The sequence below is a fragment of the Myxococcus sp. AM010 genome (assembly GCF_013372585.1).
GTDB lineage: Bacteria > Myxococcota > Myxococcia > Myxococcales > Myxococcaceae > Myxococcus > Myxococcus vastator.
The window spans coordinates 177,922-192,094 of the sequence record NZ_JABXEO010000004.1 but is presented as its reverse complement, the minus strand read 5'-3'; the positions used below and the strand labels follow the sequence as shown (position 1 = coordinate 192,094).

Sequence of the window (14,173 nt, the reverse complement as noted above, 5' to 3'; positions counted from 1 at the left end):
CGCGCGGCCCCGGCGCACTCCGTCATGACGCGGCGCTTCGACGCAGTTAGACACGGCCCCATGAGCGAGCCCATCACCGTCCGCGTCTGGTCCGATTACGTCTGCCCCTGGTGTTACGTGGGCTACGCCGAGGTCCAGAAGCTGAAGCAGGAGTACGACGTCCAGGTGGACTGGCGGCCCTTCTACCTGCGCCCGGAGACGCCGCCCGAGGGCCTCCCCCTGCCCGACTACGTACGCGAGAAGATGAAGGACCCGAACAACCCGCTGAAGCTCCGCGCCCAATCCGCCGGGCTCACCCTGGTGATGCGGGACCTCATCCCGTCCACCCGCCGCGCCCACGAGGCCACCGAGTACGCCCGCGAGCAGGGCCGCCTGGAGCCCTTCCACGCCGCCCTCCTGCGCCGCTACTGGAGCGAGGGCCAGGACCTCTGGCAGTGGGACACGCTCCGCGGCGCCGCCCAGGAGGCGGGGTTGGACCCGGACGCGGTGCAGCGCGTCGTCGAGGAGGGCCGCTACACGAAGGTCGTGGAGGACGCCATCCAGGAGGCGCGGACCCTGGGCGTCAACGCGGTGCCCACGTTCGTCGTCGGGGAGCGCTTCGGCCTCCAGGGCGCGCAGGAGTACCCGGTGTTCCAGGAGGCCATGCGGCGGCTCGGCGCGACGCCCCGCGCGCGGCCCTGAGCGTCAGAGCCCCTTGAGCAGCACGAGCATCCGGCCGAGCGTCTCGTCGCCCCCGCTCCCCGCCAGCCCCTGGGCCAGCGCGTGGAGCTGGGGCGCCTGCTCGACGTGCTTCGCGATGAGCTGGAAACACTCCACCGCGGCGGCGTCGAGCCGGGACCGGGCTTCGGCCGTGTCCGCCGCGCCCTCCGCGCAGAGCGCCACCACCGTGGGGTGGCCAAAGAGCGTCCAGCTCACGACGGCCTCGCGCAGCGCCATGCGGAACACGTAGTCCAGCACCCGCGGCGCGTCGGTGAAGGGGTGACGCAGCCAGTGGTTCACCGCGTGGTGGCGCAGGTACTGCTCCACCCGCTGTGACAGCCCGGGTGACAGCCGCTCACGGCGCTCCGCGTAGCGGCGCCACGCGTCGTCGGGCAACAGGTCCGCGCCGCCGTAGGACTCCAGCACCCACTCCACCAGCGTGTGGAACCGCTCGCTCCGGACCGCGCCCAGGCGGGACTTCAGCGCCGCGGCGCAGATGCCCACCCACGGGCCTCCCGGCAGCGCCAGCGCCGCGAAGCCACCGTGCAGCGCCGTCAGCGCCTCCGGCAGGGAGAAGGCCCGCAGCACCTCCGCCAGCAGGGCCTCCGCGCCTTCACGCGCGTCGCCGCGAAACACCTCCGTGCCTTGGAAGTAGAAGCCGTCCAGCCTCAGGCCCAGCTGCCCCAGCGCGAAGAGCCTCGCGGCGAAGGGCAGCTCGCGACGCTGGAGCACCGACAGCGCGGTGGAACGCACGGCCTCCGCGTGCCGCGTCCACGCGTCCTCGGAAGCGCCGCCGCCCAGGGAGCGCGCAACCTCGGGACGAAGCGCGAGGTCCTCGGACACGGGCACGGTGTCCACGGCGTCCTCCGCCAGCAGGCACAGCCGAGCCACCTCTGGACACGCGAGCGAGCCCGTCACCTCCAGCCCGTGCGCCCAGCGCGTGGCGACTCTCGGGAAGGTGGCGCACGCGTCCGGCAGCGCGGCCTCGCCATAGGCGCGGTGCAGCGAGCACGTCTTGCGCGCATCCAGGAACACGCAGTGCCCGTCCTCGCGCTTCGCGATGACGGCCTCGTCGCCAGGGCTGGCGCCGGGCTCCGGCTGGATGAAGGCCTCCACCCGCTCCGCGTCCGGGCCGCCCGCCGCCGCTTGCTTCAAGTGCCGCAGGCGCGGCTCGCTGACGAGCACGACGAGCCCCGCGCAGCAGGTGTCCTCGCAGGCGTCCGCGAGGCACCTGAAGCGCGTCATGTACCGGGGCGCGGTGGCCGTCATGGAGACACGTTACTTCCGGCCCAGCGCCTTCTTCACGAAGCCCCAGAAGCCACCCGCGCGCTCCTTGAGGTCGGCGCCACGGCGATCCTCGGCGGCCTTCACGGACTCCTTGCTGACCTGGAGCTGCTTCTGGAGCTCCTCCGGCGAGTAACGCGTGGCCAAGGTGGCCTTCACTTCCTTGCGCGTGGAGTACTCACGCGCCTCCACGTGCAGCACGCATTCGGAGTCCAGCTTGAGCGTCACCGCCACGCGCACCGAGCCCTTGGGCCCCTTGGGCAGGCCTTCGATGCGCACGGTGCCCAGGTACTCGTTGGCGGAGATGTGGTTGTCCTCGCCCTGGAAGATGGACAGCTCCAGGAAGGCCTCGTTGTCCTTCGTCGTGTTGATGGCGAAGGAGCGCTGCGCGGGCAGCGGGCTGTTGCGCTCGATGACGCGCTTGAAGGCGCCGCCGGGCATGGCCACGCCCACCGTCATCGGCAGCACGTCGATGAGCACCACGCTGCTCACCTTGTCCACGGAGCCCGAGTAGAGCGCCGCGCCCAGGGCCACGGCTTCATCCGCGTTGACGCTGGCCTGCGGGCCCTTGCCGAAGAGCCCCTTGAGCTTGTCGCGCACCAGCGGCATGCGGCTCATGCCACCCACGAGGATGATGTCGTCCACCTCGGCGGCCTTCAGCTTCGCGTCCAGGAGCACGTCGCGCACCACGTCGATGGTGCGGCTGAGCAGCGGCTCGCAGATCTTCTCCAGCTCCTGCCGGCTGAGGACGACGCGCAAGTCACGCGGCCTGCCCGTGTCGTCCATCATCAACATGGGGATGTGGACCTCGAAGGTGCTGCGCTCGGACAGCCCCATCTTCGCGCGCTCGGCCGCGTCACTCACGCGCGACAAGGCGATGCCGTCACCCGTGAAGGCGATGCCTTCCTTCTCCTGGAAGCGCGCCAGCAGGTAGTCGACGATGAGGTTGTCGAAGTCGATGCCGCCCAGGAAGATGTCGCCGCCGGTGCCGAGCACCTCGAAGACGTTCTTCTCGATTTTCAGAATCGTGGCGTCGAAGGTGCCGCCGCCCAGGTCGTAGACGAGGACCTTCTTGTTGAGGTCGCGGTTGAGGCCGTAGGCGAGCGCCGCGGAGGTGGGCTCGTTGAGGATGCGCTCCACCTTGAGGCCCGCGAGGATGCCGGACTTGCGCACGGCCTCACGCTGCGGCTCGGAGTAGTACGCGGGCACCGTCACCACCGCGCGCTCCACCTTCTGGTTGAGGTGGGCCTCCGCCATCTCCTTGCACTCGCGGAGGATGATGGCCTGCACCTCTTCCAGCGACAGGGCCGTGTCCGCCAGCCGCACGGCGGCGCGGCCCGCGGAGTCGGGGACGATGTCGTAGTGGAAGCGCTCGCGGACCTGGTTCACCACGGCGCTGTCGTAGGGACGTCCGACGAGCCGCTTCGCGCCGTAGATGGTGTGCTGGGGACGCAGCACCAGCTGGTTCTTCGCGCGGTGGCTGACCAGCAGCTTGTTCTGCGCGTTGAGCGAGATGACGGAGGGAATGGTGTTGTAGCCCTCGCGCGAGCGCAGCACGAGCGGCCGGCCGTTGGAGAGCAACGCCACGCACGAGTTCGTGGTGCCCAGGTCGATGCCGATGACAGGCCCCGTGCCGCTGAGCGGCCCCGGCGGAGGCAGGAACACCGTCTTCGGCAGGCCGTGTTCATCCAGACCGGGCGCTTGCGCGGCGGCCTTCGCCACGGCGGGCGCGAGCACCGAGGGTGCCGCGGGCTGCTCCGGCGCCCGAGGCGCCTCCCGGCGCACCTGGGGAAGCCCCTGTGGAGGCGGCGGTGCCACGGGCGGCGGAGGCGGCGGACGCAACGCCGCGGGCGGCTGCACCGGCGCGGGCGGAGGGACGGGCGCCGCGCGTGGAGGCGGTGGCGGCGCGACGGGAGGGACCTCCTCCATGTCCTCGGACAGGTCGAGGTCGAACTCGATGCTGCCTCCACCCGTGCTCGCCGGAGCAGGTGCGCGCGGCGGAGGAGGAGGCGCGGGGCGCACATCCTCGGTCAGGTCGAAGTCGAACTCGATGCCAGCAGCGGGAGACGCGGTCGGAGCCGGCGGCGGCTTGCGTGCCACCGGGGCGCGAGGCGGCGGCGGCGAGGGCGCGGCCTCGACCTCGCTCAGGTCGAAGTCGAACTCGATGCCAGCAGCGGGAGACGCGGCCGGAGCCGGCGGCGGCCTGGGTGCCACCGGGGCGCGCGGCGGCGGCGGCGAGGGCGCGGCCTCGACCTCGCTCAGGTCCAGGTCGAACTCGAAGCTGCCTCCACTGGAGACAGGTGCTGGCGGAGGTGCCACGCGCGCGGGCGGCGCCGCGGGCGCACGAGGCGGCTCCGCGATGGCGTCCCCCAGGTCCAGCTCGAACTCGAAGGGCCCACCCCCCGCCGGTGCGGACGACGCCGGCTCGACCTCCAGGGAGATGCCGACCTCGATGGGCGGCTCGTCGAGCGGCGCGCCCATGGCCACGGGCACATCCCCCGCCGGGCTCTCGATTTCAAACTCGAAGCCCGGCAGTGGCTCGTCGATGTCCAGCGCGCCCACGGGCGGTGGCGGCGTGCTCGCGATGAGCTCGTCGAGCGGAATGTCCACATCGTCAGCGGCCACCGGAGGCGGCGGCGAATAGGAGACAGGCACGCGGCTCGGAGGCGGTGTCCTCGGCTCCGCCTCCACCGGCGGGCCCAAGTCGAACGGCTCGTCCAGGACCGGCGCGGAGGAATTCCCCTCCGGCTCCAGGTCATCGAACAGGGAGTCGAGCGCGATGCCCCCCACCTCCGCGGGCGCGGCGGCGGGGCGCGCGTGCACAGGGGACACGGGACGGGCCTGGACCGGCGACGCGGGACGGGCCTGCGCCATGGGCGCGATGGACGGCGCAATCGCGGGCGCGATGGACGGCGCAATCGCGGGCGCCACGGACGGCGCAATCGCGGGCAGCGGCTGGACGGCGGGCTCGCTGGAATCCGCGACGGTCTTCCGCATCAACATCATGTCGACGAGCGCGCGGCTCGCCGTGTCCAGCTCCTCGAACTGCAGGCCCATGCCCGGAGGCCCCGCGGGGTCACCGACCTCGCGCACCCAGCGGACCAGCGCGGAGCCACGCAGCACCCGCACGCCTCCGGCAATCTGCACCTCGAACTTGACGGGGGTCCCCACCGCTTGCGGGGTGCGCGAGCGGATGAACATCCCACCCGGGCTCAGGTTGGTGGCGAACTCCTCCGCGAAGCTCCCCACGCTCTCATGCTTCAGCTTCACCAGCAGGCCAACTGCTTTCCTGTCCGTGGTGCGCCTGCCTTGATCCATGGCGAGGACAATCGCGGTACGCGACCCGCCGCTCAAGTAGGTTTTGACCCCTTGGTCCCCTGCCCGGCGAATGGGCGCTGACAGGTGGGCAGACTGCCTACCTGCACCTTCCCATATCCTCGGCCGCGTCCCTCGGGAGCCCCCATGAGCGCCATCCCTCTCGCAGTCCCAGTCCCCGCACGCGCGGGCTGGCTCGTCGACCGGCGGCACGACCTGATTTCCACCGGGGGCGGCCTCGGGGTGAGCCTGGCGCTGGTCGGACTCCATGTCTGGGGCGGCGTCAGCAGCCTGGTGTTGTGGTGGGCGTGGGTGCTGGCACTGGATGGGCCGCACCTGTTCGCCACGGTGTCGCGGACCTATCTGGACGCGAAGGAATGGCGGACGCGGCGGCGCTTGCTGCTGGGCAGCCTGGCGTGGTTCGCGGTGGGCCCGGCGTCATTCGGGCTGTCGGCGCTGCTGGGCACGAAGCTGCCCTTCGCCCTCTTCATGACGGCGGCGGCGCTCTGGGCCTACTGGCACGTGGTGCGGCAGCACTACGGCATCATGGTGCTGTACCAGCGCAAGGGCGGTGAGTCGCTGCCACTGGACCGGCGGCTCGACAGCGTGACGCTGTACACGGGGCTGCTGGCGCCCTTCGTCGCGTTCGCGGTGTCGCATCCGGGCGCGCGCAAGCAGCTGGGCCTGCTGGGTCCGCCCACGTGGGAGCCGGTGGTGGCCGGGGCCTGCTTCGCGGCCGTGCTGGCGCTGGTGGTGCTCTACGCGGGCCGGCAGGTGCGGCGCCACCGCGCGGGCCTGAAGGTGAATGCGCCCAAGCTGCTGATGATGGGCGCGGCGATGGGGCTGTCGGCCGGGGTGTTCTGGCCACCCTTCGCGGCGCGCATGGACTTCATCATGTTCGCCGTGGTGGTGACGGCGTTCCACAACGTGCAGTACCACGGCGTGGTCTGGTTCTATCACCGCAACCGCTACCACGCGGCGGGCGTGGACCCGGCGCCGTTCGGCTGGGCGCCGAAGGTGAGCCAGCGCTTCATCCTCTACGCGGGGTGCGGCGTCGTCTTCACGCTGCTGTACCGGGGCCTGGGCTGCGGCTTCGGCGCGCACCCGGGCTGCGGCGGCTTCGACTTGAAGGTGCCCCTGGGCGCGGGGCTGACGCTGCGCAACCTGATGGAGTGCTTCATCTGGGGCTTTGCGCTCCACCATTACTACCTGGATCAAAAAATCTGGCGCGTGAGCCGGGACAGCGGGTTGAACCGGGACTTGAAGCTCGAGCCGGCACCGGCCGCCTGACCTCCGGCCCGCCTGGCGCCCAGGAGGCGACATCTGGATGCCGGAACCCCAAGCGCGGTCCGAATCCGGTGATAGCGTGCGCCGCGAATGAAGCGGATTCTCTGGGTCCTGGGTGCAGCCCTCGTGCTGCTGGTGGCGTCCGGCGCGGGCGCCTTCTTCTGGATTGAGCAGCAGGCACACTCGGCCGCGGCGCCGCCTGGCGCGGATGTGGTGGAGTTCACCGTGCCCAAGGGGACGTCCGGGCGCGGCCTGGGCACGCTGCTCGAATCGCAGGGCCTCATCCGCGACACGCGGGTGTGGCGCTGGCACCTGTACCGGCGCGGCAGCTTCGCCCCCAAGGCGGGCCGCCATGAGGTCAGCGCGTCGATGACGCTGGCCGAGCTGGCCACGGAGCTGGAAGGCAACCCCATTCCCGAGGACGTCCCGTTCGTCGTCGTCGAGGGCTGGCGCCTGCGCGACACGGACGCGGCGCTCGTGGCCGCGGGCTTCATCGAGCCGGGCGCGTACATCGCCGCGGCCAGCAAGCCCCAGCGCTTCACCGCGCCCTTCCCCCTGCCCTCCACCGGCACGCTGGAGGGCTACCTCTACCCGGAGACCTACGGCGTGATTCCGGGCAAGTTCGACGTGGAGGCGCTCATCCAGCGTCAGCTGGACGCCTTCGCGCAGCGCTTCTACGCGCCCAACCGCGAGGCCCTCACGAAGAGCGGACGCACGCTGCACGAGGTGGTGGTGATGGCCTCCATGCTGGAGCGCGAGGAGCCGCTGCCCGAGCAGCGCCCCCTGGTTGCCGGCATCCTGTGGAAGCGCGTGGACAAGGGCTACCCGCTCGGCGTGGACGCCACGTCGCGCTACGAGCTGGCGCGGTGGAATGACCGCATCGCCTTCCTCAAGCGCCTGCGGGACCCGCGGGACCCATACAACACGCGGCACAAGAAGGGCCTGCCGCCCGGCCCCATCGGCGCGCCCACCGTGGCCTCGCTCCAGGCCGCGATGGCGCCCAAGCCGAGCGAGTACTGGTACTACCTGCACGACGCGCAGCGCATCCTCCGCCCGTCGCGCAACGCGGAGGAGCACGAGGCGCTCCGCCGCAAGTACAACGTGTACTGACGCGCGGACTCAGCGCCCCTGGAACACGGGGGCGCGGCGCGCGGCGGCGGCAGCCAGCCCCTCACCCAGGTCCTGGCTGCCGTAGCTCTCCGCCTGGAAGCGCGCCTCCTCCTCCAGCGCGCGCTGAAGCTCGGCCCTGTCGAGCCCCAGCCGCTGCTTCAGCGCACGCACGGCCAGCGGCGCGTTCGCGGCAATTCGTCCCGCGAGCTCCTGGGCCCGCGTGAGCACCTGTCCCGCGGGCGCCGCCTCCAGCGCCAGTCCCAGCTTCACCGCTTCCCTGCCATCGAAGCGGCGGCCGGTGAGCAGCAGCTCCGCGGCGGCCTGCGCCCCCGCCCGGCGCGGCGCCAGGTACGTGGCGCCCATGCCCGGATGCAGGCCCAACTGGACGAAGTTGAGCGCCAGCTTCGAGTCCTCGGCCACGAGGCACACGTCACACGCCAGCGCCACGCACAGCCCCGCGCCAATCGCCGGCCCATCCACAGCGGCGATGACGGGCACCTGCAGGTCCAGCACGCTGAGGTAGCGCGCATAGAAGCTGAGCATGAACGTGCGCGCCTCCTCGAAGGGCGCCTGACGCAGCCGCTCCAGCATCTTCAGGTCCCCACCGGCGGAGAACGCGCCTCCCGCCCCGGTGAGCACCACCGCCCGGACCTCGTCACGCCCCTTCAGCGCCTCGACACGCGCGGACAGCGCGTCTCCCAGCTCGGGCGTCATCACGTTGCGTCGGGCGGTGTCATTGAGGGTGAGGGTGGCGACGGCACCCTCCACCTCGAGGAGGACCTCTGCGGCGGGAGCGGACATGGCCGCGCACTGTAGCGGCCCTGGCCGCTACGGCACCACGAGACGAAGGAAGGCGTCCTGGTTCCAGGTGTCGCCCGCCCCATCACGCTGCCAGCCGGTGACGGCGAGCCCGCGGCCCGGCACCGTGGCCACGCCCGCGGTGGTCAGCGAGCACACCCCGCTGGCGCAGGGCTGGGCCTCCAGCGTCTGCTTACCCAGCCACGCCCCCGAAGCCGCGTAGCGCGTCAGCACGCTGCCACACGTCACCGCGACGCCGCCGGAGTCCTCCACCGCGACGGACGCGCCTGGCTCGGTCACCGGTCCGCACATGGGCTGGCGCACCCAACCCGCGCTGCCATCCGCGCCCGCCGTCAGCACGAAGGCCCCCGAGGAGCCGAGCGACGCCTCGCCCCACACCAGCAGGCCCATGAAGTCCCCCGCCGCCACGAGCGTGCCATCCGCCGCCACCGTCACCGAGGTGATGCGGCCCTTCACGCCCGGCAGCTCCTTGCCCCAGAGCAGGCGGCCGGACGCATCGAACGTCAGCAGCACGAAGCCACGCACGCCGGGCGCGCCGAACGTCTGGCCGTCCACCTCCAGCGTGTCCACGAGCTGCCCGGCCAGAATCGACTGGCCCGAAGGCGCCAGCGCCGCCGCGTGCAGCGCGGTGTCCATGTTGGCGCTGTGGAAGCGCCGCGTCCACAGCACGGAGCCGTCCGCGGCGTAGCGCGTGAGCACGGGGTCCTCGATGAACTCCCCCTCCCACTCCTCGCCCGCGGCCAGCACGCCGCCCCGCGCGTCCGCGGCGATGTCGTAGACCTTCTGTCCCACGCGGTGCTGCCAGACAGGCGTGCCCTCGGCGTTGAACTTCACCAGGAAGCCGTCCTGCGCCTCGCCCAGTCCGAAGTCCGCCGAGTAGAGGAACGCGTTGCCCGACAGGAACGTCGCCGCGTCGCTCGCCGCCACGCGCGTGTCGGAGAAGCGGTTGCGCACCCACTCACGCGACCAGCGCGGCGTCCCATCCGCCGCGGCGCGTGAGAGCGTCAGCGCCAGCTTCTCACCTTCCACGGGCTCGCGCTCACCGTCCTGGCGGGGCGTGCTGGACACCACCACCGCCACCTCTCCGGAGGGAGCCGTGGCAACGCCCGTACCCATGTCGTCCTGGGGTCCACCCACCACCTGGTTCCACGGCGAGGCCGCCGCCGGAATCGGACGCTGCGGGAGCCCGCTGGAGTCCTGCGGCGCCGTGGGCGTCACGGACACCCCGGGTGCGGCTTCGTCGCCGTCACGCGGCGCTCCGACCGGAGCCTCCCCGTCTCCTCCGCACCCGCCCGCCACCCACAGCAGGGCGACTGGAAGAAGCCCCGCCCAGAGATTGCCACGCCCACCACGCCGCCGAAATGACCCCATGACACGCTCCAAGGAGCCTGCTCCCGTCCACCGGAAGCGAGGCCCTGGGAACCTAAGCAGCGTGTCCAGCCCCCGGCATTCCCCCCCAGCCCAGGGGCAGTGTCACATGGCAGGGGAGCATGCAGGCGATCAGCGCCCGGATGTGCCCCGGCGTGCCGGGGTGTGCGGCAGCGGAATAGGTCACCCCCAGAACGGTTGCCAGCGCACGCCCTGGCGCAAGGGTGGCGGAATCCTTTGGTCCCAGCGCCACCCACGAATTAAGAGAACCCTTCCATGGAAAGCGCCGCCCCCGACTCTCTGCCCGTGCCTGACGCCTCGAGCGACGACCTCCGTGCCGTCGAGGAGCTCGCCCAGGCCCGCAACGAAATCGTCGCCCAGATTGAAAAGCGCGTCGTCGGTCAGCGCGAGGTGGTGGAGCACCTGCTCATCTCCCTCTTCAGCCGCGGCCACTGCCTCTTCGTGGGCGTGCCGGGCCTCGCCAAGACGCTGCTCATCTCCACGCTGGCGGACGTCCTCAACCTGTCCTTCAACCGCATCCAGTTCACGCCGGATTTGATGCCGTCGGACATCACCGGCACGGACATCCTCGAAGAGGACCGCACCACCGGCCGGCGCACCTTCCGCTTCCTCCAGGGTCCGCTGTTCGCGAACATCATCCTGGCGGACGAGGTGAACCGCACCCCGCCGAAGACGCAGGCCGCGCTGCTGCAAGCCATGCAGGAGTACCGCATCACCGCCGGTGGCCGCACGTACCCGCTGGAGCTGCCCTTCCTCGTCTTCGCCACGCAGAACCCCATCGAGCAGGAGGGCACCTATCCGCTGCCCGAGGCCCAGCTCGACCGCTTCATGTTCCTGGTGGACGTGGGCTACCCCACCGCCGACGAAGAGGTGCAGATCGTCAAGAGCACCACTGGCGGTCCGCAGCCGAAGCTGGAGAAGATCCTGTCCCCCGAGCGCATCCTCGCGCTCCAGGAGCTGGTGCGCCGCGTGCCGGTGCCGGACCACGTGGTGCGCTACGCCGTGGAGCTGGTGCGCCACACGCGCCCCAAGGAGCCGGGCGCGCTGGACTTCATCGCGAAGAACGCGTCCTGGGGCGCCGGCCCCCGCGCCAGCCAGTACCTGGTCGTCGCCGCGAAGGCGCGCGCCATCCTCCACGGCCGCTTCGTCGCCACCGTCGAGGACGTGCGCGCCCTGGCCCGCCCGGTGCTGCGCCACCGCGTGCTGCCCAACTTCACCGCGGAGAGCGAGGGCATCACCTCCGTGAAGCTCATCGACCAGCTCCTCACGGTGGTGAAGGGCTAACGCCCGCACATGCTGCTCGACGCCCAGACGCTGGCCCGCCTCCAGGGAGTGAAGCTGCGCGCTCGCGCGGTGATGGAGGGCGTGCTGTCCGGCCTCCACAAGAGCCCCCATCAGGGGCAGAGCGTGGAGTTCGCGGAGCACAAGGAGTACGCCCCGGGCGACGAGCTCCGCCACCTGGACTGGAAGGCCTACGGCAAGTTCGACAAGTACTACGTCAAGCGCTTCGAGCACGAGACGAACCTGCGCGCCGTCATGGTGGTGGATGCGTCCGCCTCCATGGGCTACCGCAGCGGCGCGCTGAGCAAGCTGGACGTGGCCACCACGCTGGCGGGCGCGCTGTGCTACCTGCTGGTGCGCCAGCAGGACGCGGCGGGCCTGGCGCTGATGGCGGGCGGCAAGTGGAAGGACGTGCCGCCGCGCGCGTCGGCCGGCCACCTCAACGTGCTGCTGGACACGCTGGAGCACACCACGCCCACCGGCGCCACGGACCTGGGCAGCGCGGCGGACCACCTGGCGGAGGTGCTGCCCCGGCGCTCCAGCGTCATCGTCCTGTCGGACCTGCTGGATGAGAACCAGGACGCCCTGCGCCGCATCCTCGCGCTGCGCCAGCGGAAGAACGACGTGTCCGTGTTCCACCTGGTGGACCCGGCGGAGCTGACGTTCCCCTTCGATGACCCCACGCTCTTCATCGACATGGAGGGCCAGGGCCGCGTCGAGGTCAACCCGCGCGAAATCAAGGAGAGCTACCTGGAGGAGTTCAACGGCTTCCTGGCGAGCGTGAAGGCCGCGTGCGCCGAGGCGGACGTGGACTACGACCTGGTGCGCACGGACGACAAGCTGGATGACGTGCTGCTGCGGTACCTGTCGCGGCGCGGGAGGCGCCGGTGACCTTCGGCAATCCGTGGATGCTGCTGGGCGCGCTGGGCGCCCTCATCCCCCTGCTGGTGCACCTGTTCGACCGGCGCCGTCCCCGGCCGCACCCCTTCGGGCCGCTGGCCTTCGTGATGCGCAGCCAGAAGCGCACCGCCAGCCGCCTCAAGCTCAAGCGCCTGCTGCTGTACGCGCTGCGCACGCTCATCCTGCTGGCCATCCCCATCGCCCTCGCCCGCCCGGAGCTGACGCGCGACGCGGCCGCCGCGCAGGTGGTGAAGGGCCCCGCGGCCACCGCCATCATCCTGGACGCGTCGCTGTCCATGCGCTGGTCGGACGGCACGCCGCTCTTCGAGCGCGCCCGCGACGAGGCCCGCGACGCGCTGAAGGACCTGCTGCCCGAAGAGCCCGCCACCGTGCTGGTGTGCACGCAGTCCCCCGCCGCGCCGCCGCCGCCGGGCTTCGACCGCGGCCGGCTGCGCTCGCTGGTGGATGAAGCGAAGGCCACGCACGGCGCCGCGGACCTGTCGCGCTGCCTGGACCTGGCGGCCCGCGCGCTGGAGGAGAACCCCATGCCGGCCAAGCGGCTGGTGCTGGTCTCCGACATGACGGCCTCCGCCTTCCGGCTGGAGGCGCCGCCGCCCACGGTGAAGGGCCCCACGGGCGCGCCCGTGAAGCCGGAGGTGGTGCTGCGCGACGCGGCCGAGGGCCACGAGGTGCTGAACAACCGCGCCATCGTCGACCTCAAGGTGGAGCCCGCGCTGCAGGCCGGCCCGCGCACGTTCCAGTTCACCTTCACGGTGCGCAACTTCGGCGCGGAGCCGGTGAAGGATTTGGAGGCCACGGTGCGCGTGGGCGAGTCCACGCTGGCCAAGGGCTTCGTGGACCTCCCCCCGGGCGGCACGACGCAGAAGGCGCTCACCGTGCGCTTCCCGCAGGGCGGCACGGTGCTGGGGCAGGTGACGCTGGCGCCGGACGCGCTGGTGGAGGATGACCGGCGCTCCTTCGTGCTGCCGGTGCCACGCGCGCTGAAGGCGCTGGTGGTGAATGGCTCGCCCCACGCGACGCGCTACCGGGACGAGGCCTTCTTCGTGGACGCGGCCCTCACCGCGCCGGGCTCTCCGGTGGAGGTGGCCACGCGCGACGCGGAGGTGGGCCTGCGCGAGGACTTCTCCACCTACGATTTGGTGCTGCTGCTCAACGTGCCCGCGCCTGGCGCCGACGAGGCCCAGAAGCTGGCGGCCTTCGTGGAGAGCGGCGGCGGCCTCTTCATCAGCATGGGCGACCGGGTGAACCCGGAGGCCTACAACCAGCGGCTGGGCCCGGTGCTGCCGCGTCCGCTGCGCTTGGTGCGCACCAGCGCCGAGCGCGATGACCCGGACGCGGACACGAAGAGCGCGCGGCTGGCGCAGGTCTCCGTGGAGCACGTCCTCTTCTCGCCCTTCACGGGGCAGGCGGAGGAGGGGCTCGTGGGGGCGCGCTTCTACAAGTACATGCTGCTGGAGGCGGACTCTCCGGGCGCGGCCGGCGCCAGCCAGGTGCTGGCCACGTACGAGGACGGCGCGCCGGCGGTGGCCGTGGCGCGCAAGGGCAAGGGGCGCGTGGCGCTGCTCACCAGCACGGTGGACCGCGACTGGAGCGACTTCTCCATCCGCACGTCCTTCCTGCCGCTGATGCAGCGCTTCGCCGCCTACCTCACCGGCTCCCTGGACGAGCGCGAGGAGGTGCGCGTGCGCGTGGGCGAAAGCGCCACGCTGCGTCCGGAAGGCGCGCGGAAGGTGTCCTCGGTGCGCGCGCCGGACGGCAGCGAGGTCGCCGTGAAGGAGCAGCCGGAGGGCGCGCTGGTGGCCGGGCCGGTGACGGAGCCGGGCGTGTACTCGGTGCTGGGCGCGGACGGGAAGGTGCAGTCCGACTTGTCCTTCGCCGCCGTGCTCGAGCCCTCCGAGAGCGACCTGGGCCGTGTGCCCATGGACACCCTCACCGCCTACTTCGGAGAAGAGACGGTGAAGGCCTCCACGGGTGACGCGGACAAGCCGACCGTGCCGCTGTGGACCTGGCTCATCCTGGCCGCGTGCCTGGCGTTCTTCTTTGAAGGCACGCTGCTGCGCAAGTAGCC

General features: G+C 71.7%; 10 protein-coding genes. 6 read left to right on the top strand and 4 right to left on the bottom strand.

Going from position 1 to position 14,173, the window contains the following annotated elements; all coding sequences use genetic code 11:
• The first annotated feature begins 60 nt into the window (after positions 1–60).
• Positions 61–681, top strand: a complete 621-nt coding sequence (locus tag HV826_RS04355; protein ID WP_255217031.1) for a DsbA family protein — start codon at positions 61–63, stop codon at positions 679–681.
• A gap of 3 nt (positions 682–684) precedes the next feature.
• On the opposite strand, the gene fliB is transcribed toward HV826_RS04355, so the two are convergent.
• Positions 685–1,968 carry a flagellin lysine-N-methylase gene (gene fliB, locus HV826_RS04350; protein WP_176415730.1) on the bottom strand — a complete coding sequence of 428 codons (1,284 nt, stop codon included), beginning with the start codon at positions 1,966–1,968 and terminating at the stop codon, positions 685–687.
• Between the two features lie 9 nt (positions 1,969–1,977).
• Entirely contained in the window at positions 1,978–5,253 is a 3,276-nt protein-coding gene (locus tag HV826_RS04345) for a TIGR02266 family protein (RefSeq protein ID WP_368670834.1), read from the bottom strand.
• A 192-nt stretch (positions 5,254–5,445) separates the two neighbouring features.
• On the opposite strand from HV826_RS04345, the gene HV826_RS04340 reads away from it, so the two are divergent.
• Both HV826_RS04340 and mltG read left to right on the top strand, forming a co-directional pair.
• Complete coding sequence (locus HV826_RS04340; protein ID WP_176415728.1) at positions 5,446–6,588, top strand: hypothetical protein; 1,143 nt, start codon at positions 5,446–5,448, stop codon at positions 6,586–6,588.
• A gap of 87 nt (positions 6,589–6,675) precedes the next feature.
• Positions 6,676–7,695 carry an endolytic transglycosylase MltG gene (gene mltG, locus HV826_RS04335; protein WP_176410013.1) on the top strand — a complete coding sequence of 340 codons (1,020 nt, stop codon included), beginning with the start codon at positions 6,676–6,678 and terminating at the stop codon, positions 7,693–7,695.
• A 9-nt stretch (positions 7,696–7,704) separates the two neighbouring features.
• On the opposite strand, the gene HV826_RS04330 is transcribed toward mltG, so the two are convergent.
• Positions 7,705–8,496, bottom strand: coding sequence for an enoyl-CoA hydratase/isomerase family protein (locus tag HV826_RS04330; RefSeq protein ID WP_176415727.1), 792 nt, complete (start codon positions 8,494–8,496; stop codon positions 7,705–7,707).
• A 27-nt stretch (positions 8,497–8,523) separates the two neighbouring features.
• Entirely contained in the window at positions 8,524–9,885 is a 1,362-nt protein-coding gene (locus tag HV826_RS04325; protein WP_176415726.1) for a hypothetical protein, read from the bottom strand.
• 273 nt (positions 9,886–10,158) lie between these two features.
• Between HV826_RS04325 and HV826_RS04320 the strand changes: the two genes are divergently transcribed.
• From HV826_RS04320 to HV826_RS04310, 3 genes are read left to right on the top strand one after another with little or no spacing between them, the layout of a single operon-like run.
• On the top strand, positions 10,159–11,187 hold the full coding sequence (locus HV826_RS04320) for a MoxR family ATPase (RefSeq protein ID WP_090488185.1): 1,029 nt from the start codon (positions 10,159–10,161) through the stop codon (positions 11,185–11,187).
• Between the two features lie 9 nt (positions 11,188–11,196).
• Positions 11,197–12,075, top strand: coding sequence for a DUF58 domain-containing protein (locus HV826_RS04315; RefSeq protein ID WP_163785405.1), 879 nt, complete (start codon positions 11,197–11,199; stop codon positions 12,073–12,075).
• Positions 12,072–14,171 carry a BatA domain-containing protein gene (locus HV826_RS04310; RefSeq protein WP_176415725.1) on the top strand — a complete coding sequence of 700 codons (2,100 nt, stop codon included), beginning with the start codon at positions 12,072–12,074 and terminating at the stop codon, positions 14,169–14,171. The genes HV826_RS04315 and HV826_RS04310 overlap by 4 nt, the downstream gene beginning before the upstream one ends.
• The last annotated feature ends 2 nt before the right edge of the window (positions 14,172–14,173 follow it).

What these genes read in the sequence shown, in the direction of transcription:
- HV826_RS04330 (WP_176415727.1), bottom strand. Translation starts at nt 8,496, where the DNA reads ATGTCCGCTCCCGCCGCAGAGGTCCTCCTCGAGGTGGAGGGTGCCGTC.
- HV826_RS04325 (WP_176415726.1), bottom strand. Translation starts at nt 9,885, where the DNA reads ATGGGGTCATTTCGGCGGCGTGGTGGGCGTGGCAATCTCTGGGCGGGG.
- mltG (WP_176410013.1), top strand. Translation starts at nt 6,676, where the DNA reads ATGAAGCGGATTCTCTGGGTCCTGGGTGCAGCCCTCGTGCTGCTGGTG.
- fliB (WP_176415730.1), bottom strand. Translation starts at nt 1,968, where the DNA reads ATGACGGCCACCGCGCCCCGGTACATGACGCGCTTCAGGTGCCTCGCG.
- HV826_RS04340 (WP_176415728.1), top strand. Translation starts at nt 5,446, where the DNA reads ATGAGCGCCATCCCTCTCGCAGTCCCAGTCCCCGCACGCGCGGGCTGG.
- HV826_RS04355 (WP_255217031.1), top strand. Translation starts at nt 61, where the DNA reads ATGAGCGAGCCCATCACCGTCCGCGTCTGGTCCGATTACGTCTGCCCC.
- HV826_RS04315 (WP_163785405.1), top strand. Translation starts at nt 11,197, where the DNA reads ATGCTGCTCGACGCCCAGACGCTGGCCCGCCTCCAGGGAGTGAAGCTG.
- HV826_RS04320 (WP_090488185.1), top strand. Translation starts at nt 10,159, where the DNA reads ATGGAAAGCGCCGCCCCCGACTCTCTGCCCGTGCCTGACGCCTCGAGC.